Origin of the sequence: Nitrosomonas sp. Nm58 (assembly GCF_900107335.1) — a bacterium.
Taxonomy (GTDB): Bacteria; Pseudomonadota; Gammaproteobacteria; order Burkholderiales; family Nitrosomonadaceae; genus Nitrosomonas.
Genome location: NZ_FNPQ01000020.1, coordinates 25290 through 44900 on the forward strand (window position 1 = coordinate 25290; position 19611 = coordinate 44900).

Genomic DNA, 19611 nt, shown 5'->3' on the forward strand with positions numbered 1-19611 from the left:
CGTGATCTATATCATTCCTTAGGCAAATTACCTTCGGGTAAAGCGATAAAATGCAAGCATTCCAAAAAGATTGGGGGCAAGGGTAATTTGCCGGTTACCACTCATAACCCGTCGTTCCAGGATATGCACCTCATGCTGATGACAAAATTGTTCAAAATCACCTAAGGTACATAAGTGAATATTGGGCGTATCAAACCACTCATAAGGCAAGGTTTGTGAAACGGGCATATGACCCAATAAAACTTGCAATCTATTTTTCCAGTAGCCAAAATTAGGAAAGGTGACGATACCTTCTTTGCCTGCACGGAGCATTTCCTGAATGATATTTTCCGTGTTTTTCATCGCTTGCAATGTTTGCGACAGAATAACGTAATCAAATGAATCTGATTCAAAACCTGATAAACCCGATTCCAAGTCGCTCTGGATGACATTAATTCCATTATTGAGGCACGCTAGTACATTGGCATCATCAATTTCCACGCCATAACCATGCACACCTAGCGTCTCTTGCAAATATTGGAGCAATGTGCCATCACCGCACCCAAGATCGAGCACTTTCGATCCTGGTCTGATCCAGGCAGCAATGGTAGCAAAGTCAGGTCGCGAGAGGGAAAGGGAAGAGAGTATTTTAACCATTGAGTTTCCGTTGAAAGATTTTATATGATGATTTTGTTCATATAAGCCCGTACCAATTGGTGGTAGTGCTCATCTTTCATGAGAAAGGAATCGTGACCATGCCTGGTGTGTATTTCTGCGTAACTCACGTTAAGTTTATTATCCAGTAATGCCTTAACAATACTGCGTGAGCGCTCAGGTGAGAAACGCCAATCAGAACTAAATGAAAGCACTAGAAAGTTCGCCTTGGCACAATGAAAGGCTGCACTTAAATTGTCATCATAATCTCGTGCGGGATCAAAATAATCCAATGCTTTCGTCATGAGTAAATAAGTATTAGCATCAAACTGATCTGCAAATTTGTCTCCTTGATAGCGCAAATAAGATTCAATCTGAAATTCAACATCAAAATTGAAGCTAAGCGATCCTGTTCGCAACTCGCGTCCGAATTTCTCCGCCATGGAATCATTGGATAAATAAGTAATGTGCCCCAGCATGCGAGCAAGGCGCAGCCCCCTGCGCGGTAGTGTGCCATGAGAATAATAATCACCACCGTGAAAATCGGGATCGGTAATGATCGCTTGACGTGCAACATCATTGAATGCGATATTTTGTGCCGTCAATTTGGCTGCAGCAGCAATAACGATAGCATGCCGAATTCTTTCAGGCGCATGGAGTGCTAACTGCATAACCGACATACCCCCAAGACTCCCACCAACAACTGCTGCAAATTGGTCAATGCCAAGCTTCTCAGCCAATCGCACATAAGTTTCAGCCCAATCTATCGTTGTCACCATGGGAAAATCGGCACCATAATGCTTATCCGTTTTTTTATTGATACTCGCGGGACCGGTTGAGCCATGGCAACCACCTATGTTGTTTACACCAATCACAAAAAATTTACGTGTATCAATAGGTTTTCCAGGACCAATCATGTTATTCCACCAACCTACATTCTTTGGATTATCAGCATAAACACCCGCAACATGATGATTACCAGAGAGTGCATGGCAAATTAATACAGCATTGGATCCGGTTGCATTCAATTCACCATAGGTTTCATAGACTTGCTCGTAATTATCCAATATTGCGCCGCTTTCCAAACTAAGTGGTGTGTCGAAGCAAACCCGTTGTGGTGTAACGATGCCGATAGAGTCTGAATCATGCATGAAGATGAGAAGATTTTAGGAAGTTCTATGTAAAATTATCAAATACTTATGTCAAGTAAGCATTATATCGTCAAAAATCCTTATAGGATTTAGCATTTTTAACGTCGTGATTATTTTAAAATAAAAAAGCTAATTATTTAACTTTGATAATAATCCATGAATTTTTTCAGATTCATCAGTTCTAAGAATTTTTTGGATTATCGGCATGATGCTTGGTAAATGACTTTTCAGAATCTCATGCTTAACATTTAGGATTTGTGCCGGATACATGGAGAGTTGTTGTAATCCCAGTCCTAGCAGTAATCGAGTGTATTGAATATCACCTGCTATCTCTCCACAGATGGAAACAGGCATATTGGCGCGATTGGCAGTATAAATAATTCGTGCCAATAGCCAAAGTATAGAGGGATGCAATGGATCATAAAGATGAGCAACAGTGTCATCCGCTCGATCAATAGCCAGCGTATATTGGATCAAATCATTAGTACCAATGGATAAAAAATCCAGTTTACGTATGAACATTTCAAGGCATAGTGCTGCAGCTGGAATTTCAATCATTCCTCCGATCTTAATATTCTCATCGAAAGCTTTTTTTTCATCATGCAAGCTTTGTTTGGCATGCTCGATATGCTGTAAAGTCTGATTGATTTCATAATCGCTTGAGAGCATTGGGATTAGAATGCGAATCTGACCATGGGCAGAAGCTCTCAATATGGCGCGTAATTGAGTTAGAAACATGGCTTGCTCTACTAAGCTCAGTCTAATTGCACGTAATCCCAGCGCAGGATTGATTGCAGATCGATAGCTATTTTTAAGATTCTTATCAGCACCTAGATCGAAGGTGCGTATCGTAACTGGCAATCCACGCATACTTTGTGCGACAGTGGAATAAGCTTCAAACTGCTCATCCTCGCTGGGTAAATCATCTCGATTGAGAAAAAGAAATTCACTGCGAAATAAACCAATACCTGTGGCACCACTCTCTTTGACCTGCTCAACATCTTGAGGTAACTCAATATTGGCATGTAATTCTATAAAAGTACCATCGAGCGTCGTAGTGGGAATAGATCTGAGGCGTTTGAGCTTACGTTTTTCCAGATCCAGCTGGTTCTGCTTTAAACGGTATTCGGTAAGCACATATTTATCAGGATTAACAATTACAATTCCTTGACCGCCATCTACTATTAAATTGTCATTATTGTAAATAAGTTGGCGTGCATGCTGCATTGCTACGATTGAAGGAATATTTAGGCTGCGAGCTATGATTGCAGTATGAGAAGTCACCCCTCCTAAATCAGTAAGAAAAGCAGCAAATTGATGCTGTTTATATTGCATGACATCTGCCGGGCTTAGATCATGGGCAACCAGGATACTGTTACCATCATGCTTTAGGGGAGGGGGAATGTAACCCGGGTGCCCCAATAAAACTTTTAATACCCGTTCGACAACCTGAATAACATCAGTTTTGCGCTCTCGTAAATAAGCATCTTCAACTTCTTCAAACTGAGCAAGTAATACTTCCATCTGCTGAGTAACAGCCCATTCTGCATTACACTGTGTCTGAGCAATACAAGTGATTGCTGCAGAACTAAGTGTTGGATCATCCAGAATCATATGATGCAATTCAAGAAAAGCATTGAATTCAGCAAATGCGGGTCCTTGATTTGCCGACGATTGTAGTTTCTCCAGTTCTTTGCGTACAGTTGCGAACGCATTGGTCAATCGTGCTATTTCTTTGTCTATTTGGTTCTTAGGGATTAAATAATGTGCTACATCAAGTGCGGCAGGAGAAGCAAGATGCGCATGTCCAATAGCAATACCGTCGGAGGCGCCTACGCCATGCAATATGAAGCTCATTCGCCTTCCCCAAAGTAATCATTGATGAGGGCAATCAATGCCTGCATGGCCTCAGCCTCGTCAGTTCCGGTTATTTCAATTTCAACTGCCGATCCTTTATTTGCAGCGAGTGTCATCACACCCATAATACTTTTTGCATTGACTCTACGACCGTTACGTATGAGCCATACCTCACTTTGGAATTGACTTGCTAAACGTGTAAGTTTTGCAGAAGCACGAGCATGCAGACCGAGTTTATTAATAATGGTAATTTCTTTAAGTAGCATCTCAGCATCCACGGAAAATATGCATGACCCCTTCTTTACCTCCAGCAAGTGCTTTCTCCACAACAACTGAAAGTGACTCATGCCGATAATTTAATGCGCGAACAAGCATGGGTAAGTTCATACCTGTAAGGCACTCTACTTTTCCAGATTGAATCAATCGACTAGCGATATTACAGGGAGTTGCGCCATAAATATCCGTCATTACCAATACACCATCACCTTGATCAAGCTCCTTAATTAATTCCTTAGCTTGAGTAACAACTTCATCAGGTTCATCTTGAATGGAAATAGCTTGATATATCAGTTTCTGTGGTTCTTCTCCCATAATATGAGTTGCGCAGTGAGTAAAACTTTCACCCAGCTTATCATGAGAAATAATTAAAATTCCGATCATCCAACCTTTTTATTTATGTCTAAAATTTAGAAACCAAGTTTTGAATTTTATCATTGCCGAGATTATCCTATTCCGTCTTTAACCCGAATATTTCATAAATTCGCGTGATGATCACGCAGGATTTTGATTAATAGGGAAGTTTTGAGAAGGAGTGGTGTGGTGACTCATACACCCGACTGAGCAAAATCTTTCTTATGAATCAAAAGGCAAGTGAGGACACGTGCCAATTTATGAAATATTCGGGTTTAACATACCAAAAATTTTTATTTTTATATGGAGCGACAAGGTGCAGCCAGAAATAGTCAAACGGATAACTAACCACGCGGCATAAGCATTACGCATATAGCAACGGCCATCTTATGAATCAGTCAGCCAATACGAGGTGCTTATTACCAGAGATTGTGCGCTTGTTTCGATAAAGTACGCAACCTTGCTTGCCTGATCTATTCGATATTAGCGAAGCTGCTGCAAAGCAGTATATAAAGATGATCATTAATTTAATTGCTTATGATTATACTTAAAGGTATTCCTTTCAGGGTGGGATCTACAATCATTTCTAGTGTTGGCAGGAGAAGGAAGCGGTGTAACCTGTTGGCAACGATCTCGCCAGATCAACCACCAATAGAAGGAACCCACCACTATGACAGATAGTAATCTTTTTAAGCTGGGTAAACCAAATGTGCATGATCTCCTGCAGAGAAATTCTGCGGGAAGGAGCCTGCAAGATACTGGCTGTGGCCATTGAAGTTAAGTTAACGTGAGTTCGACGCAAGAAAACCTGTAAAAGGAATCGGAATTCCTTATGATGAAACGATTTTGGGAAAGAGCTTCATCACTAGAGGATTCAGGTTCCGATGGATACTATAGCGATTTTTTGTGCGATAGACGACTTTTGCCAGGAGTTTGAGTCGTGGTGGGAGCAGCGCTTGCTGGAATCCTCGCTAAAGCCGCGTCAGCGACGAGGGGAACTGTGTCTTAGTGAAGTCATGGCGATCGTGGTGGGGTTTCATCTGCCCGGATGCCGGACTAAGGACTATTACCTGAATCAGGTATTGAGGAATGAGCGGTCTTATTTTCCAGGGCTGGCGAGTTACAATCGCTTTGAAGAGGTAATCAGCAGGACCAAATAAAGCGAAAAACAATACCAAATAGTGTGAGAATTTACACCTACTAAGTAGGGCGATTGCGGAGCAAATAACAGATTGGATTCATATGTAACATATTGTTTTTATTGGTGGCCAAGGGCGGAATTGAACCACCGACACAAGGATTTTCAGTCCTCTGCTCTACCAACTGAGCTACTTGGCCTCTCTTACCTAATGCTACTATACAATAAAAATATAATATATTTCCTTATGACTATAACTAGTTAGGAAAAAAGCAAAAAGTGGCGCGCCCGGCAGGATTCGAACCCACGACCCCTTGGTTCGTAGCCAAGTACTCTATCCAACTGAGCTACGGGCGCTACTATACTAGTTTCCCTAACATGTTTCTACTGCTGCTCTTACGACTAGTTAACAGAACATCATTATATCAAACCATTAGTAAAAAATTAAAACATCCACCTTTAAAATTCTTTACCAGGCGATTCTTCGCAACAAGCCGGGCATGATGTTACATTTAGTTTTTTTTGTCAAGAAATAGCTCCTCGCCTTCAATGTACAATGGAGCCACAATAATGACACCAAAATACTAAAGAATGAGTCGCTAAAGGTCGTCATCCTGAGAGTTGCAATTAAATTAGTTTAAATGGAGCTATAGTCGAATCTGGTGTATGGAAACTCAAGCGACTACCTGTTTCTGATCTCCTGTTTGTTTAATGCTGTCAACAAATTTAACGCTGGAGATGGCCTCAGTTAACAGCTTATAGACTTTTAACCGAAACCTTTCTTTCTGCGCTGTTTCCATTAATTTGAATGCCATAGCCAACAAGGAAGCTCTGTCTTTGTCCAGACACTCCATTGCTTTTGGCAGCTTTTCCAATATATTGGCAGTCTTATGCACCGAGTAACGCTGCTGATCAGTTCCAGGCCAGAAGGCTTGGCTATACAAGCTTTCCAACCCAGCGTACCATCACCGACAGCCCATTTGGGTTATAAGATAAGAGCATAAATTTTCACCTTAGCAAGTTTTCTGTAATTTAATCTTTTATTTCGTTATTTATCGATTAGAACAAAATAATTTAATTTACAGCATACTTTGCGCATACATACAAAATATAATGAACTTTTCTTTTCCTTCAATCCGGAATAGTGGATAATTGGAGCCTTTCTTTCCTGTCACATCAACAAGGAGCTATTTCATGACAGATCAGTACAAACAAAATGAAGGCGATCAAAACGAAAAAAGCAAAATTGAGTGGGCTAAACCTGCTTCACTATTTAATATACTGAGCGAGAAATTTGCTCCCATCGCTAAAATTCAGCATATACAATTGCCAGCATGGTCGCTTTTGGTTTTTCTAGGGATACTATTATTAGTTTTCGCATGGAAACAAATCTCAGTTAATCAAGCTGAATCCCGTTTGGAAAAAGAGCGTGCCGAAATGACTCAGAGCCTTGAGACTGAGCGTTCAATATTGATTAGAAAAGCACGCGAGTATGCTGACAGTCAATATAACAAGGAAGAAACCCGTTTTGGTCAAGTTTTATCATGGGCAGTGCGCGGTGAATTGATTCGCAACAATCTTGATCAGGTCAGTCAATATTTGAATGAACTGGTTAAACTAAAAGATACGGAGCGCGTTGTTTTAATCAGTGATGAAGGTAAATTACTGGTATCGACAGATAAAAAGCTGGAAGAAGCAGAAGGGAAAGATCTCTATCCGGCCGATGTACTTCAACAACGTAAAATTACTGTCATGTCGGATGTTAATGGTAAGAAATTGCTGATTGTTCCAGTTATGGGATTGAATGCCCGCTTAGCTACAGTAGTTATTAGCTATAAGCACGCTCCATTATCTGGCAGCTAATACGTTTACTTCAAATTTTAAGAATCTAACCCCAGTAATTGATTTACTGGGGTTTTTTTAGTTTATGCGTTCTATCTGCGCACCCAGCTGCGATAATTTTTCCTCGATTCGCTCATAACCTCGATCAAGGTGATAAATACGGTCAATGACCGTTTCACCTTGTGCAATCAATCCTGCGATAACCAGACTGGCTGATGCCCGCAAATCAGTCGCCATGACACCCGCTCCATCAAGCCGAGGGATACCGTGCACGATAGCAGTATTGCCTTCTACCGTGATATCCGCATTCATGCGTTTCAATTCTTGAACATGCATGAAGCGGTTTTCAAAAATTGTCTCAGTAATGATGGCAGTCCCGTCAGCCACACTGTTGAGCACCATGAACTGAGCCTGCATATCCGTTGGAAAAGCAGGGTAGGGTGCTGTGCGCAAATTCACAGATTTGGGCGGCTTGTTCATGTTGAGATGAATCCAGTTTTCTCCTGAATTGATGATGGCCCCCGCTTCGAGCAATTTATCGATAACTGCGTCCAGTGTATCTGCCCGCGCACCTTTAAGATGGATTTCTCCGCTACTGGCAGTTACTGCGGTCAGGAAGGTGCCTGTTTCAATACGATCAGGCATGACATCATGCGTGCAACCATGCAATGCCTTGACCCCTTGAATGGTGATGATATCTGTTCCTGCCCCTTCAATTTTTGCACCCATTTTAATCAGACACTGCGCCAGATCGACGATCTCAGGCTCACGCGCAGCGTTTTCCAGTATCGTCACACCAGAAGCGAGGCTGGCTGCCATCATAAGATTCTCGGTTCCGGTTACAGTCACGATATCCATGACAATACGTGTTCCAGTCAACTTTTTTGCTTTGGCATGGATATAACCATGCTCGATCATGATTTCTGCACCCATGGCTTGCAAACCTTTAATATGCTGGTCTACAGGACGCAGACCGATGGCACAGCCTCCAGGCAAGGAAATCATCGCTTCCCCCTTATGGGCAAGTAATGGTCCAAGTACAAGAATGGCAGCGCGCATGGTTTTAACCATTTCATAAGGAGCGGTTGGATTGGTAAGATGGACAGCTGATAATTCTGTTTCTGACTGGTCATTTGCTAAGATGGATACGCCCATTTGTTTTAACAAACTCAACATGGTCGAAACATCTTTGAGATCGGGGACATTTCTGAGCTTTAGCGTGTCATTTGTCAGCAATGAAGCGCATAGAGTAGGTAATGCTGCATTTTTTGCGCCAGAAATGTTAATTTCACCACAAAGTGGCTTACCACCGTGAATAACGAGTTTTTGCATGAATTTGTTTGAGTAATCAGAATTGCTGTAATAAAGAATGATTCATTGAAATATGATCAAGCATCTCAGTGAAAATTATTAACTGAAGTTATATTATCTTAATATTTGAGGAGATAGAATGAATAAACAAATTATCCAGACGACTGACGCACCGCAGGCTATTGGTACTTATTCTCAGGCAATACGCGTGAGTGGAGGAGAGACGGTCTATCTTTCCGGGCAAATTGGACTGGATCCATCGACTATGCAAATGGTAGAAGGCGTCGAATCACAAATTGTACGTGTCATACTCAATATGAAAGCAGTTGCAGTAGCAAGCGGTGGTGGCCTGAGTGATGTCGTTAAACTAAACGTTTATTTAACAGACCTTGCCAATTTTGCCAAGGTTAACGAAATCATGGCCAATCATTTTAGTCAGCCCTATCCAGCACGGGCAGCGATTGGTGTGGCAGCCCTTCCACGAGGTGCACTGGTGGAAATGGATGCGGTGATGGTGTTACCTAAGTAATAAGGCGATAGTGCAACCATCCAGGCAGACAGGGAATAACAAAGAACAATCAAGCAACTCACTTGAATACGCCCGAAAGTAATCTCTTTTCTTGTATCAATCAGCAACTGCAGCAAAAGCTTCTCAAGCTGGGTATTCGTGATGAATTAGATCTGATTCTGCATTTACCTCTTCGCTATGAAGATGAGACAAGGCTTTATCCCATCAAGGATATCCCTGATGGGAAGACTGTTCAGGTCGAAGGGGTGATTATTCATTGTGAGATCATCACGCGTCCACGACGGCAACTGGTATGCCAGATAAAGGATTCCACTGGAATCCTTTATATCCGCTTCCTTAATTTTTATCCTAGTCAGGTGAAAGCCTATTCGGTAGGAACTCGGGTAAGGGTGTTTGGCGAGGTACGCAGCGGTTTCTTTGGGTCAGAAATGATTCATCCCAAGTGTCGGATTGTTCATGAGCAAGCACTTCTGGCTGACACATTGACACCTGTCTATCCAACAACAGCCGGGGTTACGCAAACAACCCTCGTCAAACTGATTCAGCAAGCGCTGAAGAATAATCATGGCGCCGAATGCCTGGCAGAAACACTTCCGGAAACAGTACTGGCACAATATCGGCTGTCAGGATTTAAAGAGAGTGTCTGGTTGCTGCATCAGCCTGCTCCCGATGCCGCCATGACTTTACTGCAATCTCGCACTCATCCAGCCTGGCGTCGAATCAAGTTCGATGAGTTATTAGCGCAGCAATTATCCATGCGCATGCATTATCGTCAGCGACGAAGTTACCAGGCACCTGCTTTGCAGGAGAAAAATCATTTGACGCAAACCTTACTCGCATCGCTTGCTTTCAGCCTGACTGATGCGCAGAAAAAAGTGCTTGCGGAGATCAAGCACGATCTTGCGACTGCAAATCCGATGCAACGCCTATTACAAGGCGATGTGGGCAGTGGTAAAACGATCGTAGCTGCCTTGGCGGCGTTGCAGGTAATCGAAAACGGCTATCAAGTCGCCATTATGGCGCCAACCGAGATTCTTGCTGAGCAGCATTATCAAAAATTTCTGTCCTGGCTTACTTCACTCGGTATTACCGTCTCATGGCTATCCGGCAGCCAGAAAAAGAAGCAGCGTGAGCACGAACTGGCGGAAATTGCTTCGGGTAATGCCATGCTGGTTGTGGGCACGCACGCCTTGTTTCAGGAGCAAGTCCAGTTTCTCCGATTGGGGTTAGTAATTGTCGATGAGCAGCACCGCTTCGGCGTTCATCAGCGATTATCTTTGCGGCTCAAAGGAAATCAGGCAAACTGGCTTCCCCATCAATTGATGATGAGTGCAACTCCCATTCCGCGTACGCTTTCGATGAGTTATTACGCTGATCTGGATGTATCAGTCATCGATCAATTACCACCGGGCAGATCCCCCGTCATCACTAAGCTGATCGATGAAAGCCGGCGTAATGAAGTGATTGCACGCGTTCGAGAAGCGTGCCATGCGGGAAAGCAGGCTTATTGGGTCTGTCCGTTGATCGAAGAATCTGAAGTATTGCAGCTTAAAACGGCCGTTGAAACCTATGAAGTACTCAGCCAGACTTTTCCTGATTTAAAGATTAGTCTGGTACACGGGCGACTGAATGCCCAGGATAAATCAGCCATCATGACTGCATTCAACCAGGGAGAGCTTCAGCTACTGGTTGCGACTACCGTGATAGAAGTCGGGGTGGATGTGCCGAATGCTTCGCTGATGGTGATTGAGCACGCAGAGCGCATGGGATTGTCACAGCTCCATCAGCTGCGTGGCCGGATTGGCCGTGGCAGTGAGGCAGGGATATGTGTGCTGTTGTATCAGAAACCATTGTCTCAAATTGCGCGTGAACGGTTGCGCATCATTTTTGAGCATACCGATGGCTTTGAGATTGCCAGGCAAGATCTCAAACTGCGGGGTCCAGGAGAATTTCTCGGCACCCGCCAGAGCGGCATTCCGATGCTGCGTTTTGCCGACCTCCAGAAGGATATGGAGTTACTGGAAGCGGCGCGGGCTGCTGCTGAACATCTGTTGCGTCATCATTCTGAAGCTGCGCAACGCCATCTTCAGCGCTGGCTGGGGGAGAAAAAGGAGTATCTGCGGGTATGAACTTTAAGAGGACCTGAATAATAGCGGCGAACATAATTTGCTCTAGCTGTGCGAACGGATTATGTTTATCAGAACCCATAATTTTACAGATGATGAGATATCCAATCGTTTTTTTTTACCCTAAATTCTTCCAGCTTAATGAATTACTCCAGTATCTCAATACGTTGACGGATTGTTCCCTTCTCACCCAGACGGATAATTTTGTTGACTAATGAGCCGGTAAAGCCGGGATGAGAAATCACGTTGGAAAACAAGGCAATCCCTGTATCCTTCCCCGCAATTTCCTGCCGACGCTGTTCCGTGGATAAAGGCGACAATGTCTTGGCAAATAACCAGGCGGCATCCCGTGCTTTTTCCATGCTGAAATTGATAATGGTTGTTTCCACGCTACCAAGATAACGGTTCAACAATCCCAGCAATGACCATATCTCAGCCAGTTCGTTCTGAACGCCGCCCACCAGGCTGGCCAGTATCTGATTGATTTTGTCAAAATCGTCTTTCAGGTCGGGTAATTCTTCGGGCGGCACCGTTTCTGCAACGGCTATGCCCAGATCAAGGTTGATATGAGCGTTCATGCCCATTAATAGATGCTGCAAGACGATGGGCCACCAATGTTTGGTTTCATCAAAGGCGCGTGCCCAGGACTGGGTTGGCGTCTGTCCTGCCTGATATTGATAACAGGCGTGAAGATAGCGGTTGGCGAAAATCACAACCAGACGCGCCATGCGCGGCCCATCATCAAAAAAACCTTGCTCGATTCCTTTTTTAGTCTGGAAAATGACTTTGCGATAGAGCGCCGCAAAATAACCCATGCGGGAATTATTTTGTTTTGACCATTCAATAATCGCGATTAATTGATGAGCGACATCATCGATCGTTTCTGCGGGTGTTGCAATTGAAGCCGGAAAACGTGTGTCAGACATATCGCCTCTCTTTAACCTTCATCAGGTATTGGCTTTAAAAATTGACAAGTTGGTTACCTGTAGGTAGCCTTGCTGACTTCATAACGGAATTTACCCGATTCTCCTGCCGAAGTCTGTTTAACCTGCCTGTCCTATTTTATGGATAAGCGAAGGATTCAGTCTATATATGCAAAAAGCACAACGTATTGCGCCAGGATTGACTACGCAGTTATGACACGATACCTTTGAATCGTTATCAGCTTGCAACTCAGGGAGAAAAGTTAGATCATTTCGGTTTCAAAACGCCATGCGCGATCCAGATGGCAATGAATATCCAAACTGAGGCGTCTATCTTAGAGTGGTCAAGAACGAGCGCCCTGGTAGTTACCAACATCTATGCCCACGCATGGCGCTATCGGCGAAGCCATGCATGACGGTAATCTTGACTTTTGAGAACGGGGATGGCAAGTCAGAATACACGGCATGGGTCTGGCATGGAACGATTGCTGATTGTGAGCAGTACGAAAAAATGGGTTTTTATGAAGGCTGGGCGCAATACCTGATCAGCGGACGGTTCTCCTGGCGCAGCTGTAATTTCGTTAGGCAGGTTGGAGGAACTCACCTGCCGAACCAGGTATTATTTGATGAATCTTAAATTTAAGGAGCTACCATGCCAAACACTGTCATCCAACCTTATCTATTTTTCGGTGGGCGCTGCGAAGAGGCGCTCGATTTCTACGGTACAGCGCTCGGTGCACAGGTGGAGATACTTTTGCGCCACAAAGACAGCCCTGAATCTCCCCCGCCCGGCATGCTTCAACCAGACTTTGAAAACAAAATCATGCATACTACTTTCCGTATCGGTGAGAGTACACTGATGGCTTCCGACGGATGCCGGGAAGGTTCGAATTTTAGTGGCTTTTCCCTGTCGCTTACCGTGCCCACGGAAGCCGAAGCTGACCGTATTTTTACTGTACTTGCCGATGATGGTGAAGTGCAGATGCCGTTGACCAAAACGTTCTGGTCACCGCGTTTCGGCATGCTCACCGACCGCTTTGGCATCAGCTGGATGATTAACGTTGCTGCTGAGTCGTCTTAATCAGGTATGTGAACTAGGACATAACTCAGTTTTTTACACTTTCCAAGAGGCAGAAATAGGAAATGGCATGTTGTTGCAATTAAGGCATTCTCGTCTGATGGGGGTAGTTGCTTCAGTTGTGAATCTTAAGCAGGTTGATATAGTCAGTATGGCTTTTGCTCGATCCGGAAAAGCGTCATTAATGGCTTGTTTATCAAGGATGAAACGCTATCACTGTTGGCTTCGTATGGTGTGGTTACTTCCGAGCTTATTGATGGTATCCTGCGCCATGGGACCCGATTATTCACGGCCTCGTCTCGATATCGCCGATAATTTTCGTATGACCCGGACGGAAGGACATTCCATCGCCAATCTTCCCTGGTGGGAACTCCTCCATGATGAAGAACTGCAGCGGCTCATCAACCAGGCTTTACAGGAGAATAAAGATCTCAAACAGGCCGTGGCGAGTGTTGAGGAGCTTCAGGCCCGTTTAAATACTGCGCGCATGGATTTTCTTCCCAAAATAGACATACAAGCCAATGCTCCTGCAGCGGGCACACTCGGAGGATTCTCCGTTCCTGGATTTCCGACACCTTACAATTATTACGGACAGACAACCCTAAACTGGGAGTTGGATATCTGGGGCAGGATCCGTCGTTCCAATGAGGCCGCTCGTGCCGATCTACTTGCGCGTGAGGAAAACCGCCGTGCAGTCATTCTGACGTTAGTCAGTGCAGTGGCGCAGGCTTATTTTGATCTTTTGCAATTTGATATGCAGCTGGATATCGCCCGGCGCGCATTGTTTTCGTGGGAAGAATCGGTGGCCATTTCCCGGGCGCAGTTGCAAGAAGGAGTTATTTCCCGCCTCGATCTGGATCAATCCGAAGCAGAGCGTGCGAATGCTGCCGCGCGGGTAGCCGAACTCAAGCGACTCATGATTCAGAAGGAAAATGAACTCAGTGTGTTGCTGGGAAGGAATCCGGCGTCGATCGTGCGCGGCTATCCCCTGACAGAGCAGCTGATACCACCCGAAGTGCCGGCGGGTTTGCCTTCCGAGTTGTTGCAACGGCGTCCCGATATCCTTCAGGCCGAACAAACCTTGGCAGCTGCCACTGCCAGAATCGGCGTGGCCAAAGCGGAACGATTTCCCAAGTTTTCGCTGACAGGTTTTCTGGGAGTGGCCAGCCCGGAGTTATCCAATCTATTACTTTCTGATAGCGAGTTCGGTGTGGGTGGAATTGGGCTGGCCGGGCCACTACTGAACGCACAAAGCCTGGGTTTTGAACAACGGGCTGCGGAAGCGCGAGCGAAGCAGGCGCTGGCACAATACGAACAAACCATTCTTGTGGCGTTCAAGGAAGTGGAAGATGCGCTGGTAGCCATTGGTACCGCCAACGATCAGCGTAAAGCGCAGCAAGAACAGGTCGAGTCGTTACACTCAGCCTTGCGTGTAGCTGACCTTCGTTACGAAGGAGGAATTACTAGTTATGTGGATGTGCTCCTTGCCAAGCGCACGCTATTCGATGCCGAATTCGCGCTCATGGCAACGCACCGTCTTCATTTGGTATCGGTCGTTCAGCTTTATAAAGCCTTGGGTGGCGGATGGATGCCGTGATGATAGGGAGTAGCCGAGTTGAGCTTTACCAGAGGCTGATATTTTCGACAGATATTTGATTATCATATAACCTGTCTTTCAAAGATCTTTTCTTTTTCAAGAATAACTAAGAGTTGAATCTATGCATCAAACTATCCAATGGCTAACCGCATTAACCGCTCGAATAGGGCGTGCCATAACAAGCATGATTATCGGGTTGTTCCTGGTTCTGCTTGCTGGTTGCTCAGAGAAGGCTTCTACAAGCGCATCCCCACCTGCTCCTCAAGTGGGGGTCATTACTGTGGCTGCCCGGGAGATTGAAGATGAAGCGGAATTTATCGGGCAGACTGAAGCTTTTCGCCCGGTGGAGATTCGCTCGCAGGTCAGTGGCATCATCAAACAAGTTTATTTTACCGAGGGCCGGAATATAAAAAAAGGAGACCGGCTGTACCTGATTGACCCCGTGCCATTTAAAGCCATTTACCTCAGTAGCAAAGCCAAAGTGGCCGAGGCTCAGGCCCGACTGACTCAAGCTAAACAAGATTTGGCGCGTGTGAAACCGCTGCTTGAGAAACAGGCTGTCAGCAAAAAAAATGTTGATGATGCTCAGGCGGAAGTGCTGGCAGCCAAAGCTGCTCTGGAGGCTGCACAAAATGATCTGATCAAGGCAAAATTCGATCTGGACAATACCATGATCTCTGCGCCGGTGAACGGCCGCATCGGCAGGAGCCATTTCTACGAAGGGCGATTGATCTCTGCCCAGACTACCCTTTTAGCCACGATCGATCAGCTCGATCCCATGTATGTCAATGTGAGCGTTCCTGAAAGCTATCTCCTGCGGCGCCGTCGCGAACTTGCTGAACTTAAAGTCCAGAGGCCCGATCTCTTTCAATTACGCGGGGTGATGACTTTTTCGGATGGGAGCGTGTATCCAGAGGAAGGAGTGCTGGATTTCTCGGATGTTGCCTTGCGGCCTGAAACGGGTACCCTGCAAGGGCGATTCAAATTTCCCAATCCAGAAGGAGCAAAAGAACCTGGACAGTCCTATTTTTACCCTGGCCAATTCGTCAAGATTCGTATCAAGGGCTACATTCGGAGCAACGCTATTCTCATTCCTCAGCGCGCCGTTCAACAGGGAACGAGTGGTTCATTTGTCTATGTGATTGACGAGGAAGAGAAAGCAGAACTCCGGCCGATTCAGGCTAGCGCGTGGCATAGTAACGAATGGTTGATCGAAGCGGGGCTGTATGTAGGAGAGCGGGTAGTAGTAGATGGGTTTCATCGAATTCTGCCAGGAACGCGAGTAAACGCTATTCAATATCAGAGAGAAAAGACTTCCTCCCTTATTCATACTGAAAAACCAATCACGCATAACGTGTCATGAGCTCACATTTTTTCATTGACCGGCCTATTTTTGCATCGGTCTTATCGATCATCATTGTCGTAATGGGTCTGGTTGCGTTGCAGGCGTTACCCATCGCGCAGTTTCCGCAAATTACCCCGCCCATGGTGCAAATCGATGCAGATTATCCCGGTGCCAGTGCAGAAGTGGTCGCAGAAGCCGTAGCGCGCCCAATTGAGGTGCAACTGCCTGGTATCGATAACCTTCTGTATTACGAATCGACCAGTACGAACGATGGGCACATGACAATGAAGCTCACGTTCGAGATCGGAACGGATGTGGACATTGCCCAAGTGCAAACGCAGAACCGACAGCGTCTTGCCGAGCCTCAACTGCCGGATGAAGTCATTCGTCAGGGCATTACGGTAAAAAAGACATCGCCTGATTTGCTGGCGGTCATTGCGTTGAGCTCCACCGATCCTAAGCATGATACTGTTTATCTGTCGAATTATGGGCTGCTGCGAATTCTCGATAACGTTAAACGGCTGCCTGGCGTCGGCGACGCCATTATTTTTGGTGGTCAGAATTATTCCATGCGGTTAATTCTCGATCCTATTCGTATGGCGCAGCTTAATCTCACACCGACTGAAATTGCGGCTGTCGTTCGAGAGCAAAATCGGGATTTCCCGGCTGGCAGGATAGGCCGTGAACCTACGCCACAAGGGACAGAACTTACTATCCCGGTTATTACGCGCGGCCGGATGAGCGAGGTCAAGGAATTTGAAGACATGATTATTCGCGCTTATCCGGATGGCTCCATGGTGCGAATGCGCGATGTCGCGCGGGTGGAGCTGGGGGCGCAATCCTATGATCTTGCAGGACGGTGGAATGGAAAACCCAATACGTTTATTTTGACTTTTCTTTCCCCGGGCGCTAATGCGCTCGATACCGTTCAGCGAGTCCGCCAGGAAATGGACAAGCTAACTAAAAGTTTTCCGGCAGGCGTGTCCTACGACATCCCCTACGACACTACTGCATTCGTTGATGTTTCCATCAAAGAGGTCGTGAAGACCCTCAGTGAGGCGTTGCTCTTAGTCATCCTGGTCGTCTTTCTTTTTTTGCAGAGTTGGCGTGCGACGCTCATTCCGGCTCTTGCCGTTCCTGTTTCGCTGATTGGAACGCTCGCGGGTATGGAAGCGCTGGGGTTTTCTATTAATACGCTTACTCTGTTCGGTATGGTCCTGGCCATTGGTATCGTGGTGGACGATGCGATTGTGGTAGTCGAGAATGTTGAGCGGCATATGGCCAAGAGTGGGCTATCGCCAAAGGATGCAGCAAAAAAAGCGATGGGGGAGGTGACCGGTCCGGTGATTGCGATCGTTCTGGTGCTGACTGCTGTGTTTGTACCCGCCGCCTTTTTGGGAGGAATTACCGGTGAATTGTATAAACAATTTGCGATTACCATTGCGTTGTCCGTTGCGATTTCCGGGCTCGTGGCGCTAACCCTCAGTCCTGCTCTGTGCGCCTTGGTTCTCAAGCCGAGCCATGGTTCCCCCAATCGGTTCTGGGAAATATTTAATCGGTCATTTGATTGGATGCAAACACGCTATGTCGGGGCTGTCAGCATCATCCTTAAGCGGTCGGTGATGTCGATAGCCATCTTTTTGGTATTGATATTCATTATCCTTGGCCTATTCAGAACCATTCCAGGCAGTTTTCTTCCGGAAGAAGACCAAGGTTATTTTATTACCATCGTCCAGTTGCCAGACGGTGCTTCTTTGACGCGAACCACTGAAGTACTGAGTAAGATAGAAGGCTACTTCCAATCGATTCCGGCAGTGCATTCAACGGATACGCTGGCTGGTCAGAATTTTGTGTTCGGAACCCGTGGAACCAATCAGGCAACGATGTTCATCCCATTAAATCATTGGGATACCCGCAAAAATGCGCATGAGCAGGTCCCCAGTCTGATTGCGGCCGCTTTTCAGGAGTTTGCCAAAATCCCTGAGGCCTTGATCCTGGCCTTTAATGCGCCCTCGATCAGTGGGCTGGGTTCTACTGGAGGTTTCTCGGTTCAATTGCAAGATCCGAGTGGGGGTGATTTTTCCGAATTTGCTGCGGTCGCTCAGGAATTTGTGACTAAAGCCATGGAACATCCTGCGATCGCCGTTGCCAGCACCAATTTTCGTGTAAGCGCCCCCAGGCTTTACGCTCAGGTAGACCGGGAACGGGCCAAAGCATTGGGCGTACCTATTTCTGAAGTTTTCGATACTATGCAGGCTTATTTTGGAAATCTGTATATCAATGATTTTGTGAAATTTGGCCGCATCTACCGGGTGCAAACGGAAGCATTGCCCGAATACCGGTCTAACCCGGATGACATTAGTAAAATCTATGTACGCGCCCAGGATGGCACGACAAGCACCATGATCCCGCTGAGTTCCGTTGTAACCACTGAGTTTAACAGCGGGTCAGACCCGGTGACCCATTTCAACGGATTCAATTCAGCGCTCGTGCTGGGGGGCGCGGCACCCGGTTATAGTTCAGGGCAAGCGCTTGATGCACTGGAGCAGGTAGCGAATGAAATTCTGACTCCAAAGGGCTACACGCTTGATTGGAGCGGGATATCCTTCCAGGAGCGCAAAGCTGGGGGGCAATCTGTGCTGGTATTTTCTTTTGCGCTACTCATGGTTTTTTTGGTGTTGGCTGCTTTATACGAAAGCTGGTCTATTCCATTTGCGGTTATTCTTGCGATACCTTTTGGGATTTTTGGAGCGCTGCTGGCTATCTGGACGCGAGAACTGAGCAATGATATTTATTTTCAAATCGGCTTAGTCACCCTGATCGGACTGGCTGCTAAAAATGCAATCCTGATCGTCGAGTTTGCCAATCAACGCTATGCCGAAGGTGTATCCCTAGTCGACGCAGCGCTTGAGGCGGCACGCCTCCGTTTCCGGCCTATCATCATGACCTCCATGGCCTTCATTCTCGGTGTGTTTCCGCTGGTGATCGCATCGGGAGCGGGCGCAGCGAGCCGGAATTCCATCGGAACGGGCGTATTCGGCGGTATGTTGGCCGCCACATTTCTAGCGATCTTTTTTGTGCCGCTATTTTTCGTATTGATTGGAAAAATCAAGCGACGAGCTGAACATCCCGTGTCTGAAGCAGTATCTGAAACCAAACAAATTGAGGCCGATGATTCCTTTTCTGCAAAAGAAAAATCAGAGTAGTTATTTTTCAAAAAGTGATTGTGACCACCTTCTTCCAGACTGATCCTCCTACGCTGATTGCTGAGCGCGGTGATCAGGTATCGCTGATGTATCTGCAGCCGAGTGCCAGCGGCTCGAAGTATCAGGGCCGTAACGAGTCCCTATGGGAGCATAAGGGGGGCGCTCATCATTTCAGGAGCATATGCACAAAACAGATAGAAAAAACTTCGCAGTCAGAGTATTACTTCTGTTCTGAGTAGTCGTTG

Annotated in this window: 18 protein-coding genes and 2 tRNA genes; 10 read left to right on the forward strand and 10 right to left on the reverse strand. The window is 46.0% G+C overall.

Features of this window, described 5'->3' with window-relative positions; translation table 11 throughout:
* Positions 1-27 precede the first annotated feature (27 nt).
* From metW to BLW34_RS09155, 5 genes are all read right to left on the reverse strand, one after another.
* A complete protein-coding gene (gene metW / locus BLW34_RS09135; protein WP_090541394.1) occupies positions 28-636 on the reverse strand; it encodes a methionine biosynthesis protein MetW in 609 nt (202 codons plus the stop codon).
* 20 nt (positions 637-656) lie between these two features.
* Positions 657-1784 (reverse strand): homoserine O-succinyltransferase MetX, encoded by a 1128-nt coding sequence (locus BLW34_RS09140; protein ID WP_177166001.1) that lies wholly within the window; start codon positions 1782-1784, stop codon positions 657-659.
* A gap of 129 nt (positions 1785-1913) precedes the next feature.
* Positions 1914-3641, reverse strand: a complete 1728-nt coding sequence (gene ptsP / locus BLW34_RS09145) for a phosphoenolpyruvate--protein phosphotransferase (protein WP_090578562.1) — start codon at positions 3639-3641, stop codon at positions 1914-1916.
* Positions 3638-3907, reverse strand: coding sequence for an HPr family phosphocarrier protein (locus tag BLW34_RS09150; RefSeq protein ID WP_090578565.1), 270 nt, complete (start codon positions 3905-3907; stop codon positions 3638-3640). The genes ptsP and BLW34_RS09150 overlap by 4 nt, the downstream gene beginning before the upstream one ends.
* Before the next feature lies 1 nt (position 3908).
* Complete coding sequence (locus BLW34_RS09155; RefSeq protein WP_090578569.1) at positions 3909-4301, reverse strand: PTS sugar transporter subunit IIA; 393 nt, start codon at positions 4299-4301, stop codon at positions 3909-3911.
* Positions 4302-5155: 854 nt separating this feature from the next.
* Between BLW34_RS09155 and BLW34_RS09160 the strand changes: the two genes are divergently transcribed.
* Entirely contained in the window at positions 5156-5431 is a 276-nt protein-coding gene (locus BLW34_RS09160; protein WP_090578572.1) for a hypothetical protein, read from the forward strand.
* 102 nt (positions 5432-5533) lie between these two features.
* On the opposite strand, the gene BLW34_RS09165 is transcribed toward BLW34_RS09160, so the two are convergent.
* From BLW34_RS09165 to BLW34_RS09175, 3 genes are all read right to left on the reverse strand, one after another.
* Positions 5534-5609, reverse strand: a tRNA-Phe gene (locus BLW34_RS09165).
* Positions 5610-5689: 80 nt separating this feature from the next.
* Positions 5690-5766, reverse strand: a tRNA-Arg gene (locus BLW34_RS09170).
* Between the two features lie 317 nt (positions 5767-6083).
* Entirely contained in the window at positions 6084-6353 is a 270-nt protein-coding gene (locus BLW34_RS09175; protein WP_090578575.1) for a hypothetical protein, read from the reverse strand.
* A 250-nt stretch (positions 6354-6603) separates the two neighbouring features.
* Between BLW34_RS09175 and BLW34_RS09180 the strand changes: the two genes are divergently transcribed.
* Positions 6604-7272, forward strand: a complete 669-nt coding sequence (locus tag BLW34_RS09180) for a hypothetical protein (RefSeq protein WP_090578578.1) — start codon at positions 6604-6606, stop codon at positions 7270-7272.
* Positions 7273-7329: 57 nt separating this feature from the next.
* On the opposite strand, the gene murA is transcribed toward BLW34_RS09180, so the two are convergent.
* Entirely contained in the window at positions 7330-8583 is a 1254-nt protein-coding gene (gene murA / locus BLW34_RS09185; protein ID WP_090578582.1) for a UDP-N-acetylglucosamine 1-carboxyvinyltransferase, read from the reverse strand.
* Positions 8584-8701: 118 nt separating this feature from the next.
* Here murA and BLW34_RS09190 point away from each other — a divergent pair, with 118 nt between their 5' ends.
* Complete coding sequence (locus BLW34_RS09190; RefSeq protein ID WP_090578585.1) at positions 8702-9091, forward strand: RidA family protein; 390 nt, start codon at positions 8702-8704, stop codon at positions 9089-9091.
* A 62-nt stretch (positions 9092-9153) separates the two neighbouring features.
* Positions 9154-11220 (forward strand): ATP-dependent DNA helicase RecG, encoded by a 2067-nt coding sequence (gene recG / locus BLW34_RS09195; protein ID WP_090578588.1) that lies wholly within the window; start codon positions 9154-9156, stop codon positions 11218-11220.
* A 143-nt stretch (positions 11221-11363) separates the two neighbouring features.
* On the opposite strand, the gene BLW34_RS09200 is transcribed toward recG, so the two are convergent.
* Positions 11364-12143 (reverse strand): DUF5995 family protein, encoded by a 780-nt coding sequence (locus BLW34_RS09200; protein ID WP_256203709.1) that lies wholly within the window; start codon positions 12141-12143, stop codon positions 11364-11366.
* A gap of 409 nt (positions 12144-12552) precedes the next feature.
* Here BLW34_RS09200 and BLW34_RS09205 point away from each other — a divergent pair, with 409 nt between their 5' ends.
* From BLW34_RS09205 to BLW34_RS17385, 6 genes are all read left to right on the forward strand, one after another.
* Positions 12553-12777 (forward strand): SRPBCC family protein, encoded by a 225-nt coding sequence (locus BLW34_RS09205; protein WP_090578591.1) that lies wholly within the window; start codon positions 12553-12555, stop codon positions 12775-12777.
* Between the two features lie 15 nt (positions 12778-12792).
* Positions 12793-13221 carry a VOC family protein gene (locus BLW34_RS09210; protein ID WP_090578593.1) on the forward strand — a complete coding sequence of 143 codons (429 nt, stop codon included), beginning with the start codon at positions 12793-12795 and terminating at the stop codon, positions 13219-13221.
* Positions 13222-13288: 67 nt separating this feature from the next.
* Complete coding sequence (locus BLW34_RS09215; RefSeq protein ID WP_256203710.1) at positions 13289-14815, forward strand: efflux transporter outer membrane subunit; 1527 nt, start codon at positions 13289-13291, stop codon at positions 14813-14815.
* Between the two features lie 121 nt (positions 14816-14936).
* Positions 14937-16178, forward strand: coding sequence for an efflux RND transporter periplasmic adaptor subunit (locus BLW34_RS09220; RefSeq protein ID WP_090578596.1), 1242 nt, complete (start codon positions 14937-14939; stop codon positions 16176-16178).
* Positions 16175-19366, forward strand: coding sequence for a multidrug efflux RND transporter permease subunit (locus BLW34_RS09225; protein WP_090578599.1), 3192 nt, complete (start codon positions 16175-16177; stop codon positions 19364-19366). The genes BLW34_RS09220 and BLW34_RS09225 overlap by 4 nt, the downstream gene beginning before the upstream one ends.
* Positions 19367-19386: 20 nt before the next feature.
* On the forward strand, positions 19387-19605 hold the full coding sequence (locus BLW34_RS17385; protein ID WP_371263928.1) for an MliC family protein: 219 nt from the start codon (positions 19387-19389) through the stop codon (positions 19603-19605).
* The last annotated feature ends 6 nt before the right edge of the window (positions 19606-19611 follow it).

Bases quoted from the DNA above. Each gene is read 5' to 3' on its own strand.
- metW (WP_090541394.1), bottom strand. From the start codon at position 636: ATGGTTAAAATACTCTCTTCCCTTTCCCTCTCGCGACCTGACTTTGCT.
- BLW34_RS09140 (WP_177166001.1), bottom strand. From the start codon at position 1,784: ATGCATGATTCAGACTCTATCGGCATCGTTACACCACAACGGGTTTGC.
- ptsP (WP_090578562.1), bottom strand. From the start codon at position 3,641: ATGAGCTTCATATTGCATGGCGTAGGCGCCTCCGACGGTATTGCTATT.
- BLW34_RS09150 (WP_090578565.1), bottom strand. From the start codon at position 3,907: ATGCTACTTAAAGAAATTACCATTATTAATAAACTCGGTCTGCATGCT.
- BLW34_RS09155 (WP_090578569.1), bottom strand. From the start codon at position 4,301: ATGATCGGAATTTTAATTATTTCTCATGATAAGCTGGGTGAAAGTTTT.
- BLW34_RS09160 (WP_090578572.1), top strand. From the start codon at position 5,156: ATGGATACTATAGCGATTTTTTGTGCGATAGACGACTTTTGCCAGGAG.
- BLW34_RS09180 (WP_090578578.1), top strand. From the start codon at position 6,604: ATGACAGATCAGTACAAACAAAATGAAGGCGATCAAAACGAAAAAAGC.
- murA (WP_090578582.1), bottom strand. From the start codon at position 8,583: ATGCAAAAACTCGTTATTCACGGTGGTAAGCCACTTTGTGGTGAAATT.
- BLW34_RS09190 (WP_090578585.1), top strand. From the start codon at position 8,702: ATGAATAAACAAATTATCCAGACGACTGACGCACCGCAGGCTATTGGT.
- BLW34_RS09200 (WP_256203709.1), bottom strand. From the start codon at position 12,143: ATGTCTGACACACGTTTTCCGGCTTCAATTGCAACACCCGCAGAAACG.
- BLW34_RS09205 (WP_090578591.1), top strand. From the start codon at position 12,553: ATGACGGTAATCTTGACTTTTGAGAACGGGGATGGCAAGTCAGAATAC.
- BLW34_RS09210 (WP_090578593.1), top strand. From the start codon at position 12,793: ATGCCAAACACTGTCATCCAACCTTATCTATTTTTCGGTGGGCGCTGC.
- BLW34_RS09215 (WP_256203710.1), top strand. From the start codon at position 13,289: ATGTTGTTGCAATTAAGGCATTCTCGTCTGATGGGGGTAGTTGCTTCA.
- BLW34_RS09220 (WP_090578596.1), top strand. From the start codon at position 14,937: ATGCATCAAACTATCCAATGGCTAACCGCATTAACCGCTCGAATAGGG.
- BLW34_RS09225 (WP_090578599.1), top strand. From the start codon at position 16,175: ATGAGCTCACATTTTTTCATTGACCGGCCTATTTTTGCATCGGTCTTA.